Here is a 17,189-nt window from a genome sequence, read left to right as displayed (position 1 = left end):
CCAGCCCGGTGAACGCCCCCGTCTTGACCACCCCCGCCACTCCTGATCTGCCCGGCGGCGGCCTCACCGTGCCAAAGACCATCCTCGCCGCCGAGGCCAAGGGCATCAACACCAACACCCTCACGCCCCTGCAAAAGCAGGTCATGGCCGCCCTCCCCATCTGCAAGGTCAAAACCGTCGTCAAAGACCAGGGCTTCGTCATTCTCGATGCCGGATCCAAGCAGGGCCTCAAGAAAGGTCAGCAGCTTGAGGTGCGCCGCGAAAACGGCGTCCTCGGCAAGATCCGCATCACCGACACCATCGAGGAAAACGAAGCCGTCGCCGATCTCGACCTCACCTCCATCCCCGCTGGCATCAGCATCGAGCCTGGCGACGAAGTCATCCAGCCCGTCGTCCGCTGATGGCCCGGCTCCGACTCGATCAAGCCCTCGTCCAGAGCGGTCAGGCACCCTCCCGTGAGCAGGCCAAGCGCCTCATCATGGCCGGAGAAGTCATGCTGGGTGACACCGTCCTCACCAAGCCCGGCTGGCTCGTCCGCCCCGATGCCATCCTCACCGTCCGGCAGCCGCCCAAATTCGTCAGCCGTGGCGGTCTCAAGCTCGAAGGCGCGCTTGATCACTTCCACATCGACGTCACCGGCCTCATCGGCATGGACGTCGGCGCCTCCACCGGCGGCTTTACCGACTGCCTCCTCCAGCGCGGCGCGGTGAAAGTCCATGCCTTCGATGTCGGCACCAACCAGATGGTCTGGAAGCTCCGTAACGACCCCCGCGTCATCTGCCGCGAGAACTTCAACGTCCGCCACATGCAGCCCGCCGATGTTCCCGAACTCGTGGACATCATCGTCGCCGATGTGTCCTTCATCTCCCTCACCCTCGTCCTCCCCGGAGCCCTCAGCGTCTTAAAGACTGGCGGACAGGCTCTCGTCCTGGTGAAGCCCCAGTTCGAACTCACCCGCGAAGACATCGGCCCCGGCGGCATCGTCCGCGATCCCGAGGCCCACGCCCGCGCTTGCCAGCGCATCCAGGACTTCGTCCAAAGTCAGCCCGACCTCGAATGGCGCGGCCTCGTCGAGTCCAGCATCCAAGGCACCGATGGGAACCGCGAATTCCTCGCCCACTTCGTTCGCAGCCACCGGCCCATAATTTGAGTATGGACCGAGCTCCTGACCTCGGAAGACAATCACCTATCTCCTGAATAGGATCGGGCCTGAGCTTTCGTTCGAACCTTACTTCGGCAGCATGGTGAGATACTGCGTCTCGAGCTGCTTCACCTTGGCGCGGAGCGGGTCGAGCTGGGGCTGGAGCTTGGTCAGCTCGGCGTTGATCTCGGCGAGGTTCTTGTCGCGGACGGGATTGTCCTTGGTGGCGGCGGCGATGGCGGCTTCGGCACTGGCTTTCTTGGCTTTCGTGCCTTCGAGAGCTTCGCTGGCCTTGGCGACTTCGGCTTTTTTGGCATCGACGATCTTGATCTCGCCTTCCAGCTTGGCGCGGGCATCGGCGAAGGCTTTCTCAAGCGGAGGAAGCGCGGCTTTGATCTGGGCGATCTGGTCGGTCACGGGCTTCGACTTCGTGGCGAACTCGGCGGCGAGGGCGGCTGGGACGGCGTTTTTGTCGGCGCGGGCTTTGTCCTGGGCGGCGATCTCCTTGCTCAGGCTGTCGTGCTGACCACGGAGCGGGGCGGCGAGTTTGTTGGCGGCATCGAGTTCGGCCTTGGATTTGGCTAGAGCGACTTCGAGCTGCTTGGCGGTGTTGGTGGCGTTGCTGAGGTCGTTCTTGGATTTGGCGAGCACGGGGCGTGCGGCATTGAGGGCTTTTTCAGCATCCGTGCGAGCGGTGCGGCGGGCATCGCGATCTGCCTGAGCAGCGACGATCTTCGCCGAGGCTTCGACGATGGCTTTGTCGGCAGCGACTTTATCAGCGGCCTTCTCTTTGGCCTTGGTGATTTCGGCGTGGCTGCGCTGGCTCTCGTTCAGGGCTTTCTCGGGAGCGGTGAGTTCGGCGGCGGCTTTCGCAAGGGCAGCTTCGGCGTCTTTGACGGCCTTTTCCTGGACTGGCAAAGCTGGGGTGAGATCGGCGACGGTCTTCTTCGCAGCGGCGAGTTTGCCTTCACGGGCGGTGAAGTCGGCCTGCTTGCTCTTCACCTGCTCTTCAGGGTTTTTGAGCTTGGCGGCAACTTCGGCGAGCTTCTTCTTCAGGCCGTCGATGGCTTTGCCGATGTCTTCGGAGGATTTCTTGGCAGCGGCGGTGCCGTCGTCGCGGACTTTGGCAAGGGCGGCGACTTCGGCTTCGCGGGCGGCGAGAGATTTTTTGGTTTCTTCGACCTTGGCAGCAGCGGAGAGGTCGGCGTTGCGGGAAGGTTTGATGGCTTCTTCGATGCCAGCGAGCTCGGCCTTGAGCTTGGCGAGTGTGGCTTCGTTCTGCGGCTGGAGGTTGGTGGTCTCGGCGATGGTTTTCTTGGCAGCCTCGATCTTGGCGGCGTTGGCGACTTTGGCTTCCTCGTTCTCCTTTTTGGCAGCGGTGTAGTCGTTGAAGCTGCCTTCGAGTTTGGCGAGGTTTTCCTTCTCGGTCAGCACGCCGACATTGAACTGCGCGGCCTTCAAAATGGTGGGCAGCTTCTGGAGCACGGCGATCTCATCGCTGGAGGATTTGGCGGCGAACTGCGCAGCGGCGAGCACGGCTTTATCCTGATTCAGCGCGGCTTCCGCAGCTTTGACACGGTCAGGACCTGCTTTGACTAGGGCTGGCAGCTTTGGCAGTTCGGCCTTCTTCGCGGCGATCTCGTCGGTCAGTGGCTTCAGCTTGGCGGTGGTGTCGGCGATGAGCTTATCAAGGTCGGCCACAGGTGCTGGCGCGGCTCCGAGGGCGGCTTTGGCTTTCTCGACAGCGGCGGTGAGTTGGTCGGCCTTGGCTTTGATTGGCGCGAGTTTCTGCTGCTCGGCTTTGGCAGCGGTGAGCTTGGCTTCGAGGTCCTTCACTTTGGCGGTCAGAGCTGCATCGCCAGCCTTGGCTGCGAGTTCTTTCTTGGCGGCTTCGAGAGCGGCGTTTGCATCGGCTGCGGTTTTGTCAGCGGCGGGCAATTTGGCTGCCTCGGCAACTGCGGCAGCCTGTTCCTTCTGCTGGGCGGCGAGCTGGGTGGACTTGTCGGCGTAGGCCTTGATGGCGGCGGTGCGGGCGGTTTTGTCCGTGGTGGCTTTGGCGATGGCGGCCTTGGCTGCGGCGAGGGATTTTTCCGCAGCGGCGATCTCGCCGGGGTAGGCTTTCGTGCGGCGCTCCTGCTCGGCAAGTTCGGCTCGGGTTTTGTTCAGAGCTTCCTCGCGAGCCTTCACGGCTGCTTCGGCTTTTTTGATGGCGTCTTGGAGGCTTGGGAGCTTGGCGACGAGCTCGGTGGCGCGCTTTTCAGCTTCGACGATGCGCTGAGCGATGAGCGGCGGGTTGCTGCTGAGCTGGCCGAGTTCGGTCATCTTTTCCTGGAGCGTGAGCACCTTGATCTCGCCACGCCAGTTCGAGCTGATGCAGGTCTTGCCGTCGTGGAGGGCGACGACTTTGGCGACGATGTCGCCCTGGCTGGGGAACTCGGCTTTTTTGGTGCCATTCACGTCCCAGAGGCGGACGAGGCCGTCGTCACCACAGGAAACGATGAGGCCATCCGGCGTGAAGGACACGGACTGGACGCCGCCACCATGGGCTGCCCAATCTTTGACTTTCTTGCCTTCGTTCATCTCCCAGACAGCGATGGTGCCGTCCTTCGAGCAGGAGGCGAGGATGTTGGAGTCGGCACGCCAAGCGAGGTCGTTGGTTGGGCCTTTGTGCTGGCCGAGGATGTAGAATTCACCACCATTCGCGGCTTCCCAAACCATGACGTTGCCATTGCGGTCAGCGGTGGCGAGCAGGACGCCATCGGGGCTGAATTTGGTGCCGAGGATCCATTCGGTGTGCTTGCTGATGGTGTATAATTCCTCGCCAGTGGCACTGTCGTAGCACTTCACTTTTTTATTCGTGCAGCCGATGGCGACCATCTTGTGGTCGGGGCTGATGTCGGCAGCCATGACTTGGTCGAACTCCTTGCCGACTTCGATCATGCGTTTGCCGGTTTTCACATCCCAAACGATGGCGTGCCCGAGCTTCCCACCACGACCGCCGCCCATGACGAGCAGGCTGCCATTGCGGCTGAACTGGAGCGTGCGGGCGTAGCCTTCCGCATAAGGCAAAATGCCCGCGAGCTGACGCGTGTCGGTATCATAGAGGAGAATCTGCTTCGGTGCGGCGATGGCTGCGAGCGATGTCCAGGGGCTCGCGGCCATGGCGGTGACAGCCGTGGTGCGCGGGGTGACGATGACGGGCTCCAGCAGGACGTGCTCCGGCTTGGCAATCGGACCGGCTGGCTTGCCGCTGGTGACGGTGACGGCCATGTCCACCTTCGGTTTGCTGGATTTCTTAGCGACGCTGGACTTCGTTTCGAGCAGGCCGCCAGTGACCCATTTGGCGAGCAATTCGAGTTCCTTGGCGTTCAGTCCTGTGCCTTCCGGCGGCATGAAAGGCTCCTCTTTCTTTGCGCAGGTGCTCCACAGACGGCTGCCGTCGGGATTGCCCGCATCGACGATTGCTCCGCCACCGCCGCCGGTCATGAGCGCGCCGAAGCTGGTGAGGTCGAGGTCGCCCTTTTTCTTGTCCGGGTTGTGGCAGGAGAAGCATTTGTTCTCCAGCAACGGCTTGATGTGGTCCTCATAGGTCAGCTTTTCTCCATCCTGCGCGAGAGCAGAGGTGGAGGCGAGGCAAAGGCCGGTGAGGGAGGCAAAGACGTAACGGGGCAGCATGGTGAGGTTTGGGGGGACGCCAAACCTACGCTACGAATCTGCCCGGCCTTTCGACTGAGTATGAGGAGTGTAGGCCGATGATTGGCGAGATTACTCCCGGGAGCCGGGAGTGACCTTGAGCTCCACGGTCTTGCCTTCGCGAAGGACGGTGATGCTGGTCTCGGCACCGATCTTCAGCTCGCCCATCAGGCTTGTGTAGTCATAGATGTTCAACACGTCTTTGCCGCTGAGCTTGATGATGATGTCGCCGCCTTTGACGCCGGCTTTGGCCGCAGGGCCGATGGGGGAGACGCCGCTGAGTTTCACGCCTTTGGTATCGCCCTGCGCGTAGTCGGGGATGGTGCCGAGGTAGGCTCTCATGCCACCGCGCGTGCCTTGATTCTTCGGCGCATCCATGGCGACATAGTCGGGGTTTGTGTCGGCGGTGGCGATGCTGCGGGAGATGAGGCCCATGAGTTTCGCGATCTTGGCCGCGTTCTCGTAGTCGATCTTTTCGGCGGTGTCGCTCGGCAGGTGGTAGTCGGCGTGGCTGCCGGTAAAGGCGTTCAGCGTGGGGATGCCGCGCAGATAAAAGGTGGTGCTGTCGGTGGGTAGATGGGCGTCGTTTTGAGTCGTGATGGGCAGTCCGATGGGTGCGTTGCGCTTCTCGATCTCCTTCGCCCACCAAAAGCTGGAGCCGACGCCCTGGAGCACGAGGGTCTTTTGGAAGCGGCCGATCATGTCCATGTTTAAACAAGCGGCGAACATACCGGTGAGTTTGCCATTGGGATCGCCACGAAACATCTTGGCGAGGCTTTCGACGAAGTGATTGCTGCCGAGCAGGCCGAGTTCTTCCCCACTCCAGGCGGCGAAAATGACATCGCGCGTGAGGGTGATTTTGCCTGTCTTTTTGAGGTCAGCGAGATATTGGGCGATCTCGATCACGCCCGCGACACCGCTGGCGTTGTCATCGGCACCGTGGTGGATCTTGTTCAGTTCGTCGCCCTTGGCGCGGGAGTTGCCGCCGCCTTTGCTGCCTAGATGGTCGATGTGCGCACAAACGATGAGCGGGGCGACATGCGGGTCGGGTTTGTCTTTGGCGGGGAGGACGCCGAGCACGTTGCGCCCGGTTTTCTTTTCCTGACGGATGTCGATCTCGGCACGAATCATGAGGTCGCCACACGGGATGCCGCCCATGAGATCGCCCGTGTCGAGCTTGTCCTGAAGTTCTTTGATCGTCTTGCCAGCGGGCTTCAAAAGCTTGTCCGCAAGCGCATCCGTGACGCTAATGGCAGCGATGCCGGAGGTGGCGAGCGAGGCGTCAAAACTCATCGGCACAAGCTGATCAACGACCTTGCTGTTAGGTCCGCTGACGACCACGAGCCCCTTCGCACCCTTTTGCCGGGCGACGAGGGCTTTGTGCCGGAGGCTGGCGTAGCGGGAGAGATCATCACGCCGCTCTTTACTCATGCCTTCTGGCAGGTAGCGGAGGACGAGCACCCATTTATCCTTCACGTCGAGATGGGCATAGCTGCTGTAGGCTTCGAGCTTCTTGCCATCGCTGCCGGTGGCTTCGTCGGGGGTCTCGATGCCGTAGCCGGCGAAGACGACTCCTGCGTGAGTCAAACCTAGCTGGGAGAAGGATAGCGGACGCCAGTCTCTGTCGGCTTGGAAGTAAGGACCATCGGAACGTCCTTCCTGAATTAATGCTAAACTGTTCTTCTCACCGAGGGCGACTCCGGCGGTGAAATCGAAGGGCTCGAACCAGCCTTCGTCGCCGTATTCCTGGAGGCCGATGCCTTTGAAAACATCCGCCACATACTGGGTGGCGAGCTTTTCGCCCTCGGTGCCGGTGAGGCGGCCATCGAGTTCATCGCTGGCGAGGTAGGTGACGTGCTGGCGCATGTCGGCGGGGTTGATGTCGGCTTTGGTGGTGGCGACATCGGGGGCTTTGACTGTTTTGACTTCATTGACCTTGGTATCCAAGCCGAGTGCGACTCTTGCGTGATCGTGGTCCCAGTCGGCCATGAAAATCTGGCTCTGGGTGTTCGCGGTGCGTCCACTGGTCCAGGAGAGCTTTTTGCCATCGGGGGAGAAGACGGGCAGGCCATCGAAGCCATCGGTGGTGGTGACGCGGACGGGGGCGTGTTTGCCGGCGGCATCGACAAGGTAGAGCTCGAAGTTGGCGAAGCCGTTGAGGTTCGTGGTGAAGATCAAATACTCGCCGCTGGGGTGGAAGTAGGGGGCCCAGCTCATGGCTCCGAGCTTGGTGAGCTGGCGCTGATCACTGCCGTCGATGTTCATCGACCATACTTCGGCGACATCGCCCTTCGGGGTGAAGCGACGCCAGCAGATGCGCTTGCCATCGGCGCTGAAGAAGGGGCCGCCATCGTAACCGGGCACATCGGTGATCTGTTTCACGTTCGAGCCATCGGCATCGGCGATGTAGAGATCCATGAAGTACTGTTTGTCGATCTTCAGGCGCTCCTGGTCTTCCTTCGACAGTTCCTTTTCATAAGCCGCGCGATTGCTGGCGAAGACCATCTTTGATCCATCGGGTGACCATCCGCCCTCGGCGTCGTAGCCGCGCTTGTTGGTCAGGTTTTTGAGTGACTTATCGGCGAGCGTGTACTCCCAGATCTCGTACTGCTCATCGTAGTCCCAAGAATACTTCCGCACGCGGCTGGTCTCGCGGTCTTTGTATTCGGCGGCCTGAAGTTCCTTGGACTTCGGGTCGGTGTGCGTGCTGGCGAAGAGCACGCGTTTGCCATCGGGATGCATCCACGCGCAGGTCGTCTTGCCCATGCCGGGGGAGATCCGCTCCTGGTCGCCCGTCTCCATGTCCATGAGGTAGATCTGGTAGAAGGGATTCCCCGGCTCGCGCTCGGACTGGAAGACCATCTTCGTGCCATCGGCATTGAAGTAGCCCTCCCCTGCCCTGCGACCTTCAAAGGTGAGCTGGCGGATGTTGGTGAGGAAATCAGCCTCTGTTTGGGCAGAGGCGGTGAGGCTGGCGGCGAGGAAAAGGAAAGCGTGGAGGCGCATGGTCGGGAACGAACATACGCACGCAGGAGCGTCTTGCAGTCAATGGCTTCTCCGCACGGGTCATTTGACCGTCATCTGGCCACAAAAAAACGTCCGGGCGGGCTTTCACCCGTCCGGACGTTTGATTGGAACTCGACTGCCGATCAGGCGGCCATGGCGTAGCCACGATCACTCTTCATGCGGCTGCGGTATTCTGTGGGCGACTCGCTGGCGATGCGGCGGAAGCTGCGATTGAAGTGCGAGAGCGACTGGAAGCCGACATCGTAGGCGACTTCAGTGATGCGAGCATCAGGCTTCATGAGCATCCGCTTGGCCTTTTCGACACGGGCGCGGTTCACGAAGTCCGTGAAGGTCAGGCCGGTGGCGCGTTTGAAGATCTTGCAGAAGTGGAAGGGGCTCACATTCACCGCGCTGGCGACGCCTTCGAGGGTCATGGATTCGGCGAGGTGGGCGTGGATGTAGATCTTCGCGTTCTTCACGGCCTGAGGCTCATGGGAGGTCTGGGCGAAGAGGAGGCGATGAGCGCATTCGCCGAGCTGGATGGAGAAGGAGCGCAGGATGGCAAGGGCAGCCTGATAGCGCTCAGGGGCCATGACGGGCACCTGCTCGAAGTGGACACGGGCTCCGCGGATTTCAGCGGCGCTGCGGTCATCGTCGAGGAGGGCGTTGGCGAGAGGGGCGAAGGTCTCAGGTGTGGCGGCTTCAAGGCGGACACCGCCGGTTTCGAGCAGCGCAACCGGGGTTTTGCCAACCCGAACGGGAACGAGGGACTGAACCACACCAGCGACACCTTTGCTGGTGACGATTTCCTCGACGAACTCCTCATCTTCCTGAGCGCGCAGGCTGAGGGGCAGACCAGTCAAAGTGTGGAAGGCGTGCTGATAACCCTGGAAGAGATCGCTCTCGGCGAGGGTTTCGATGAAGCGATGCTGGCCATTGTGTTTGGATGTTTCGGTTTGCATGGGCGTGTGTGGTTTGGTTGACGCCCTGATGCTATGGCCTGTGCGTGGATTGCTCTATTCGGGTCAGCTACGGCACAATCCATGGTGACTCACCGCAACCCACGCGTAGTGGAAACCATTAGACCACCCACCCTCAGAGTAGCTCGGGCATCGCATCCCAGCCATCCACGAGGTATTGCGGACGCCCCTGGAGATCGTGGATCGTCGTCTTGTGCGGATCGACACCCATGAACTTGTAAAGCGAGGCAAAGACCTCTCCGAAATGCACCGGACGCTCCGTGGGCTCGCCGCCGAGGCGATCCGTGGCACCGATGACCTGACCGGTTTTGAACCCGCCACCCGCGAGCAAAGCTCCGCCGACACGCGGCCAGTGGTCGCGTCCGCCATCCTTGTTCACGGTCGGTGTGCGGCCAAACTCACCCCAGGCAACGATAGCCACATCATCGGAGAGACCGCGATCATGCAGATCCTGCACGAGTGCACTCATGCCTTGATCAAAGAGCGGCAGGTGGCGCAGGAGCTGGGGGTAGTTGTTGTCATGGAAGTCCCAGCGTCCGAAATTCAGCGTGACCACACGGGAACCGGCCTCGACGAGACGCCGCGCCAGGAGGAAGTGCTCCAGATTCAGCGGGGCCCCGTCGCCGTAGTTTTTCGCATCGCCCTTGCCATAGCGTTCACGTGTTTTCGCGGACTCCTGGTTCAGATCCAGGGCGTTGAGCAGCTTGCTGGAAGTCAGGACATTGAATGCCTGCTGATTGAAGCTGTCCATGCTCTCCACAAGACCGCTGTAGTCCACTTCGCGGCGGAATTGATCAAAGCCGCTGAGCAGGGAGCGGCGATCGTCAAGACGGGCCACGGAGATGTTGTTGAGCTTCAAATCCTCAACACCGGAACCGTTTGGACGGAAAGCCGTGTGAGCTGAGCCTAGATACCCCGCATGCCCTGGCGAGCCATACGGCGGATGTCCAGCCTTCGGAGCGAGACCGACAAACGATGGCATGGCAGGGTCAGCCTGCCCCTTCAGACGAGAGACGATGGAACCAAGCGATGGTGGATCAGAAGCGCGGCCCGTGGGAGCAGCCCCACCGTTCGGAGGTGGTGGACGGCCCGTGTAGCAGATGAATGAATCATGGGCACCATTCGGGGAACCCCACATGCTGCGGATGGGCACCAACTTGTCCATCATCTTGGCCAGCCGCGGCGAATGCTCAGATATCTGGATGCCTGGCACATTGGTGGAAATGGGCTTGTAAGGGCCGCGAATCTCCAGAGGCGCATCCATCTTTAAATCCCACATGTCCTGATGCGGAGGAGCTCCGCAGAGGTAAATCATGATGATCGACTTGAAGCTGCGTCCTGTTTTTGCCTCGGCCTCCGCCTTCAAAAGCTCCGGTAGAGACAACCCGCCCATCGCGAGGCCGCCGATACGCAAGAAATCACGACGGGAGTAACCGTCGCAGAATTTGCCGTGAGAAGGTCCAGATAAAGTAAGCATGGGGGGCACCAACCTACGCCTCTGTTCGCAAGATTCTTGCCAGATAGGGCTGTGCTTACCACGCTGAGCCTTGACGAGGGAGGCAGTGGCAGAGTAGGAAACGAGCATGGATCTCATCAATCATGCCCCCAATGTCCCTGCTGCCGTCGGCCCTTACTCTCAGGCTGTGCGCTCTGGCAATCTGCTCTTCTGCTCAGGCCAGATCCCCATCAATCCTGCCAGCGGCAAAATTGAGGCAACGGATGTGGAGGGACAAGCCCGGCAGGTTCTGGCCAACATCCAGGCTTTGCTTATTTCCCAAAATCTGGACTTCAGCCGCGTGCTGAAAGCGACCGTTTTCCTTCAGAGCATGGCGGATTTCCCCAAAGTGAATCCAATCTATGAAGAGGCATTCCACGGTCACAAACCTGCGCGTTCGACCGTGGCCGTGGCAGGCTTGCCGCTAGGATCACTTATCGAGATCGAAGTGATCGCAGAACTTCAATAACTTGGCATTGCCGTCCCCCGGTGGAGTCAGGGAGGGATTTGAATCGAGATTCGTGATAGTCGCTGGATAACAGCGGCTGATTTACGATTTGCCTCCCCTTGCCTGCTCTCTCCAATGGCAGCCCTCAACCTCACACTATGAAAAAAGTCGGCATTGGAATCATCGGCGGCGGCCTTATGGGCCGGGAAATGGCAAGCGCCTTCATGCGCTGGTGCGCGCTCACGGACGTGGAAGTGCAGCCCGAACTGGTGGCTGTGGCCGATCTGGTGGAGCCGGTGCGGGAGTGGTTCCGCCGCATCCCGAGCTGCACCCAACTGACTGCCGACTACCATGAGCTTCTGGCAAACCCCGCCGTAGAGGTGGTGTATGTCGCTGTGCCGCACAATCTGCATGAGAAGATCTATCTGGACGTGCTGGCGGCGGGCAAAGACCTCTTCGCGGAGAAGCCCTTCGGCATGGACCTCGCCTCCTCACGAAACATCCTCGCAGCCTGCCAGAAGTCGGGCCGCTTTGTGCGCTGCTCCTCGGAGTTTCCCTTCTTCCCTGGGGCTCAGCGCGTGATCGCGACGGCCACTTCGGGCAAGATCGGCCGCATTTTAGAAATTCGATCGGGCTTCCATCACAGCAGTGATCTGGACGCGACGAAGCCAGCGAACTGGAAGCGCTTTTCCCGCACCTGCGGAGAGATCGGCGTGCTCGGTGATCTGGGCATGCACGCCTGCCACATCCCGCTGCGCCTCGGCTGGCGGCCCACGCATCTCTTTGCCCAACTGCAAAAAGGCTACCCGCAGCGCCCCGACGGCAAGGGCGGCATGGCGGACTGCGACACCTGGGACAATGCGATGCTGCACGCCTGGACGAACATCGGCGGTCATGAAGTGCCGATGCGTCTGGAGATGAAGCGGCTGGCTCCTGGAGAGACAAACTCCTGGTTCCTGGAAGTCATCGGCACCGAAGGCGGCGCGCGCTACTCGACGAAGGAGCCAAAGACGCTCTGGCTCTTCGAAGTGGGCAAGGAGCAGTATTGGAAGCAGACGGACCTTGGCTTTGCCACGCCCTTCAAGACCGTGACCGGCGGCATCTTTGAGGTCGGCTTCCCTGACCTGATGCAGCAGATGTGGGCCGCGTATCTCATGGAGCGTGAAGGCAAGCTCGATGGCCGCTTTGGCTGTGCCACGCCTGAGGAGGCGGTGGCCACGCAGGAGATCTTTGCCGCCGCGCTGGAAAGCCAGAAGACGCGGCAGGTCATCGCGCTCTGATTTCTTCATCCAGCTCATGAGGCTTCGGCGGGTTCAGATGAACCCGCAACGAGCCTTGCCATGATCCGATCACAGCCTAGCATCGCCGCAACCGATGCCTGCCAACCGCTTTTACTCCGCCTTTGATTCTGAAACGCTGAAGCCGCGCCCGGCGCATCCCGGGGAGTATCGCAGCGCCTTTCAGATCGACCGCGACCGCATCATCCACAGCAGTGCGTTTCGTCGGCTGCAAAACAAGACGCAGGTCTTCCTCTCCGGGGAGTATGATTTCTACCGCACGCGCCTGACCCACAGCATCGAAGTGGCGCAGATCGGGCGCAGCATCTGCGGCTGGCTGGCGCAGCAGGGCGGAGTGCTGGCGGAGGACTGCTACATCGACGCCGATCTCGTGGAATGCGCCTGTCTGGCCCACGATCTCGGGCACCCGCCCTTCGGCCACACGGGCGAGCGCACGCTGCACCGGCTCATGCAGCCCTACGGTGGTTTTGAGGGCAATGCCCAGACGCTGCGTCTGCTGACCCAGACTCTCTTCAATGAAGGCCGCGATGGCATGAACCCAACCCGCGCGCTGCTGGATGCCATTCTGAAGTACAAGACTCTGCACATCGAGGCTGGCGGTGCGCCGAACCATTACCTCTACGATGATCAGGAGGTCTGGCTGGATTTCACCCTCGGCGGGCAGGCTTTTCCAGCGGAGCTGACGCCGGGTGATGTACGCAATGGCTTCAAGAGCATCGAATGCCAGATCATGGACTGGGCCGATGACACGGCCTACTCGCTCAATGACATCGCCGATGGCATCCACGCGGGCTTCATCACTGTCACCTCCCTGGAGCACTGGGCGGAGGCACGGACGCTGGACGCAGCCCAGGCGGAGCATGTGACCTTCCTTTGCAAAGCCATCCGCGAGAAGCGTGTGGAAGCACGACTGAACCGGAACATCGGTGACTACATCCGCGCGACGAAGCTGGTACCCGAGAGCAATTTCCTCAGCGCCATGTCACGCAGGCATCAGTTCCGGCTTGAGATCGCCCCTGAAATGAAGGCGCAGTCGAAGCTGAACAAAAGAATCTCCCTCGACATCGTCTTCCGCAGCCCGCAGCTCCAGCAACTCGACTACAAGGCGGATGTCATTTTGACGAAGATGTTCAGCGTGCTGCGGGACCGCTACATCGAGCAGGATGGCTCGAAGCTGCACCTCCTGCCTGCCACCGTGGAAGCCGAGATCACCAAAGCTCCTGATGCCGCCACGCGTGCCCGCCTCGTCTGTGACTGGGTGGCCAGCATGACGGACGCCTTCGCCTTCCGCACCTACCGCCGTCTCTTCGATGCGAACTTCGGCTCGATCACGGACTTCGTGTGATTTGAAAAACAAGATTGTCGGCAGGACGGGTTCACGCTCCAATGCAGCGCGATGCGCTACCAACCCCTGCCTGCCGACCTCCATATCTCCAACCGCGAGCGTCTTTACCGCCAGCTACCACCGCGCTCAGTCGTCATCCTCCACGCCAATGACGTACTGCCCACGAATGCCGATGGCTCGATGGGCTTCGTGCAAAACAGCGATCTCTTCTACCTGAGCGGCATTGATCAGGAGGAGACGGTCCTCATGCTCTTCCCCGATGCGCAGGACCCGAAGCAGCGCGAGATGCTCTTTGTGCGTGAGACGAGCGAACTCATCGCCGTCTGGGAAGGTGAAAAGCTGACCAAGGATCAGGCCAAGGACCGCTCGGGCATCGAACGCGTACATTGGCTCACAGACTTCGAGACGCAGTTCCGCCTTCTCATGTGCCAATGTGATCATGTGTTCCTGAATTCCAACGAGCATCCCCGCGCCACCATCCCCACAGAGACACGCGAGACCCGTTTCACCCACCGCTGCCTGCGTGAGTATCCGCTGCATGACTACCAGCGTCTCGCGCCGATTATGCACGGTCTCCGCTGCATCAAGAAGCCGCAGGAACTCCGCGCGCTGAGCGAGGCCATCCGAATCACCGAGGCTGGTTTCCACCGTCTGCTGAAGTTTGTGAAGCCCGGCGTGCATGAGTTTGAGATCGAGGCCGAGCTTGCCCATGAGTTCCTCCGCCAGCGCGCGCGCGGGTTTGCCTACACACCAATCATCGCCACCGGAGCGAATGCCTGCGTGCTGCACTACATCACGAATCACTGTCAGTGCCAGGACGGCGAGATGCTGCTACTGGATGTGGCCGCGAACTACGGCAACTACAACGCCGACCTCACCCGCACGATCCCCGTGAATGGCCGCTTCACACCGCGCCAGCGCCAAGTGTATGACGCCGTGCTGCGCATCTTCCGCGAGTGCCGCCAGATCCTGCGTCCCGGTGTGATCATCCGTGAATATCAGGAAGAGGTCGCGAAGATCATGACCTCTGAACTCATCGACCTCGGCCTGTTGAAACGCGAAGACGTGGAGAAACAGGACCCCGAGAAGCCATTGTACAAGAAATACTTCCCCCATGGCACGAGCCATCATCTCGGCATCGACGTTCATGATGTGGGCCACACCTGGAAGCCCATCGAACCTGGCATGGTCTTCACCATCGAACCCGGCATCTACATCCGTGAGGAAAAACTCGGCGTGCGCCTGGAAAACAACATCCTCATCGGCCCCGACCGCAACACCGACCTCATGGCCTCCATCCCCATCGAAGCCGAGGAGATCGAGGCTCTGATGAACGCATAATAGCCACCTGACGCCTTGTAGCCTAAATCGTTGATGAACATGTTGCGCACCTTCATTCTATCCTGCCTGATCCCACTCGTGCTAATGGGACAGGATCTGCCCCCAGACGTGATCAAATCTCAGTACCTCACCCCTTCGGGCAATCAGGTCTGGGTCTATCTGCCTGCTGAAGTAAAGACAGAAAGCCTGCCCTGTATTCTCATTGCTGCGGCGGGCACGCGCATCTTTCATGGCATCGGACTGGCGGATGGGGATATGCCGGAACACATCCCGTATGTGAAGGCAGGCTTTGCGGTTGTTGCCTATGGGTTGAGTGGCCCTTGGCCCAAGGAGATCACAGAGGCTTCGGTTCGAAAATCCATCCAGGATTTCATTCAAAGTCAGGGCGGTGTGAATGATGCAGTTGAAGCCTTAAAGCTCGCGAAGTCGAAGCATGCTGTGATTGATACTGGCCGGGCATTTGTGGCAGGTCACAGCTCTGCTGGTGTCCTGGCACTGAATCTTGCCCAGAAGTCCTCACTGTTTAAGGGATGCATCGCATACGCAGCACCAGCAGATCTGGAGAAGAGGTATGGAGCCAAGGCAATGGACGAGATTGAGACTTCCGTTAAAGGCTTCAAAAGTTTCATTCTGGGATACAGCCCTCGACGACACATCGAAGATATCAAGTGCCCTGTTTTTATCTTCCACTCCACCGACGATCCTGAGGTTCCACATGACATGATCGTGGACTATGTTTCGGCCATTAAGGAGAAGGGCAAGATCGTGAAATCCGTGGAGGCATTGAGCGGTGGCCATTATGACCCCATGATCAAAGAAGGCATCCCACAAGCCATCGAATGGATGCAGGGACTTCTGCCCCCCGTCCCAGACAAGTAATCAGCGCGATTTTCACGTTTATAACCCGTTTCCTCCACCGCCATGAATTCCCGCCGCCACTTCCTCACCACCGCCCTGAGCACAGCCTTCGCCACGCCACTCTTTGCTCAAAACACCAAGCTCAGTTACAAGGGCGAAAACATCCACTTTGGTCTCGTGACCTACATGTGGGGAGCGGACTGGGACCTGCCGACGCTCATCAAGAACTGTGAAACGTCTGAGGTCCTTGGTGTGGAACTGCGCATCGAACACGCGCACAAGGTGGAGCCGAATCTGAATGCCGTTCAGCGCAAGGAGGTGCAGAAACGCTTTGAAGATTCTCCCGTGGATGTGCTCGGCATGGGTACGAACTGCGAGTTTCACAGCGCGGACCCCGCTGAAGTGAAGAAGCAGATCGAAATCGCCAAGGAGTACATCAAGCTCAGCCACGACATCGGCGGCAGTGGCGTGAAAGTGAAGCCCAACAACCTGCCGAAGGAAGTGCCCGTGGAGAAGACGCTGGAGCAGATCGGCAAATCACTCGCTGAAATCGGTGACTACGCCCTTGGCTTTGGTCAGGAAATCCGCCTCGAAGTCCACGGCGGAGTCAGTGATCTCGGCCACATTAAAACGGTGATGGAAGCTGCAGCACGCGACAATGTCCGCGTCTGCTGGAACTCCAATCCTGACGACCTCAAGGGCGATGGCATCGCCGCGAACTTTGCCAAGGTGAAGGACTTCCTCGGTGCCACGACGCACATCCGCGAGGTGAATGAACCCGGCTACCCCTACCCCGAACTCGCGCGCCTGCTCGTCGATGCCGACTACGCTGGCTGGGTGCTGCTGGAGGCGCGCACCAAACCTGGGGACCGCGTCGCAGCCCTGGCCGAACAAAGAAAACTCTTCATGGAGATGATCACACAGGCACGCGCGGCGGCTGCCTGATGGATCAGGTGGTCACGCGCTTCACGAGACGGGACACCATCTCCCGAACATGGGATGCTTTCAAAGCGCGCGGCTTGAGGATGGCGAGGCTCTTCGTGTAGGAGCCCCATTTCAAAATGCGGATCGTCACAGTTCGCGTGCCCCAGTTGTTCATCGCCGAGGTGGTCGGCTTGTAGAGATCAATCGTACGTGTGCCGACAAGCGCAGAGCCATAGTCATCCACGAGGTAGAGACTCGAGTCCCCAGAGATCTGAAACACAGTGCCCACCGGATAGATGGACCAGTCCGCAGCTGCACTGCGCACCTTACCATGCAGAAGCCCCGTGCCAGCGCCTGTCCGGGCTCCATATTCGATATGATCAGCCTCCGTGTGAGTGTAGGCAGTGGTGCGCACTCCAGAGATTACCGTGCCAGGAGGGACGGTGGGAGTGGCGGTGGTCTTCTTGGCATCCTCCGCGTAACTGGTTAAGGTAACGAGGAAAATACTGGAGAGGATCAGGCTTCGCAAAACAGGTTGTGGGGTAGTTGGGGCACACTCCGAGAGATCAGCAAGCCGGTCCGGCGGAGGGGCGCGCATGGTGTCGGGGTAGGCGGACCTGTCAAACTGTAATTCAAGGGGTCACCCTACAGTCAGTGTGC

Annotated in this window: 13 protein-coding genes; 8 read left to right on the top strand and 5 right to left on the bottom strand. The window is 60.1% G+C overall.

Features of this window, described 5'->3' with window-relative positions:
* Together AC6FTP_RS04940 and AC6FTP_RS04935 are read left to right on the top strand one after the other, a co-directional pair.
* Nucleotides 1-401: hypothetical protein (locus tag AC6FTP_RS04940; protein ID WP_497205794.1), on the top strand; the 401-nt coding region annotated here is incomplete at its 5' end.
* Nucleotides 401-1,150, top strand: a complete 750-nt coding sequence (locus AC6FTP_RS04935; protein WP_497205793.1) for a TlyA family RNA methyltransferase — start codon at nucleotides 401-403, stop codon at nucleotides 1,148-1,150. The genes AC6FTP_RS04940 and AC6FTP_RS04935, both read left to right, overlap by 1 nt.
* A gap of 78 nt (nucleotides 1,151-1,228) precedes the next feature.
* Here AC6FTP_RS04935 and AC6FTP_RS04930 read toward each other — a convergent pair whose 3' ends face one another.
* From AC6FTP_RS04930 to AC6FTP_RS04915, 4 genes are all read right to left on the bottom strand, one after another.
* Nucleotides 1,229-4,816 (bottom strand): c-type cytochrome domain-containing protein, encoded by a 3,588-nt coding sequence (locus AC6FTP_RS04930; RefSeq protein ID WP_497205792.1) that lies wholly within the window; start codon nucleotides 4,814-4,816, stop codon nucleotides 1,229-1,231.
* Between the two features lie 90 nt (nucleotides 4,817-4,906).
* Nucleotides 4,907-7,840: a M28 family peptidase gene (locus AC6FTP_RS04925; RefSeq protein ID WP_497205791.1), complete on the bottom strand. Its 2,934-nt coding sequence runs from the start codon at nucleotides 7,838-7,840 to the stop codon at nucleotides 4,907-4,909.
* Between the two features lie 143 nt (nucleotides 7,841-7,983).
* The gene (locus AC6FTP_RS04920) at nucleotides 7,984-8,802 is read right to left on the bottom strand and encodes a helix-turn-helix domain-containing protein (RefSeq protein WP_497205790.1); all 819 of its coding nucleotides are present in this window, start codon (nucleotides 8,800-8,802) and stop codon (nucleotides 7,984-7,986) included.
* A gap of 133 nt (nucleotides 8,803-8,935) precedes the next feature.
* Nucleotides 8,936-10,297 carry a DUF1501 domain-containing protein gene (locus tag AC6FTP_RS04915; protein ID WP_497205789.1) on the bottom strand — a complete coding sequence of 454 codons (1,362 nt, stop codon included), beginning with the start codon at nucleotides 10,295-10,297 and terminating at the stop codon, nucleotides 8,936-8,938.
* 106 nt (nucleotides 10,298-10,403) lie between these two features.
* Between AC6FTP_RS04915 and AC6FTP_RS04910 the strand changes: the two genes are divergently transcribed.
* The 6 genes from AC6FTP_RS04910 (at nucleotide 10,404) to AC6FTP_RS04885 (ending at nucleotide 16,550) form a co-directional block, all read left to right on the top strand.
* Complete coding sequence (locus tag AC6FTP_RS04910) at nucleotides 10,404-10,784, top strand: RidA family protein (RefSeq protein WP_497205788.1); 381 nt, start codon at nucleotides 10,404-10,406, stop codon at nucleotides 10,782-10,784.
* A 137-nt stretch (nucleotides 10,785-10,921) separates the two neighbouring features.
* On the top strand, nucleotides 10,922-12,043 hold the full coding sequence (locus tag AC6FTP_RS04905) for a Gfo/Idh/MocA family protein (RefSeq protein WP_497205787.1): 1,122 nt from the start codon (nucleotides 10,922-10,924) through the stop codon (nucleotides 12,041-12,043).
* Between the two features lie 94 nt (nucleotides 12,044-12,137).
* Nucleotides 12,138-13,406 (top strand): dGTP triphosphohydrolase, encoded by a 1,269-nt coding sequence (dgt, locus tag AC6FTP_RS04900; protein WP_497205786.1) that lies wholly within the window; start codon nucleotides 12,138-12,140, stop codon nucleotides 13,404-13,406.
* Between the two features lie 51 nt (nucleotides 13,407-13,457).
* Nucleotides 13,458-14,747: an aminopeptidase P N-terminal domain-containing protein gene (locus AC6FTP_RS04895; RefSeq protein ID WP_497205785.1), complete on the top strand. Its 1,290-nt coding sequence runs from the start codon at nucleotides 13,458-13,460 to the stop codon at nucleotides 14,745-14,747.
* Nucleotides 14,748-14,786: 39 nt separating this feature from the next.
* Nucleotides 14,787-15,626, top strand: coding sequence for an alpha/beta hydrolase family protein (locus AC6FTP_RS04890; protein WP_497205784.1), 840 nt, complete (start codon nucleotides 14,787-14,789; stop codon nucleotides 15,624-15,626).
* 42 nt (nucleotides 15,627-15,668) lie between these two features.
* Nucleotides 15,669-16,550 (top strand): sugar phosphate isomerase/epimerase family protein, encoded by an 882-nt coding sequence (locus AC6FTP_RS04885; protein ID WP_497205783.1) that lies wholly within the window; start codon nucleotides 15,669-15,671, stop codon nucleotides 16,548-16,550.
* Nucleotides 16,551-16,554: 4 nt separating this feature from the next.
* Here AC6FTP_RS04885 and AC6FTP_RS04880 read toward each other — a convergent pair whose 3' ends face one another.
* Nucleotides 16,555-17,058 (bottom strand): 3D domain-containing protein, encoded by a 504-nt coding sequence (locus AC6FTP_RS04880; protein ID WP_497205782.1) that lies wholly within the window; start codon nucleotides 17,056-17,058, stop codon nucleotides 16,555-16,557.
* Nucleotides 17,059-17,189: the final 131 nt, after the last annotated feature.

It is taken from the genome of Prosthecobacter sp. (genome assembly GCF_044378005.1).
In the GTDB taxonomy this organism is placed as follows: domain Bacteria; phylum Verrucomicrobiota; class Verrucomicrobiia; order Verrucomicrobiales; family Verrucomicrobiaceae; genus Prosthecobacter.
The sequence above is the reverse complement of the archived record's forward strand: the minus strand, read 5'-3'. Positions and strand labels throughout refer to the sequence as shown.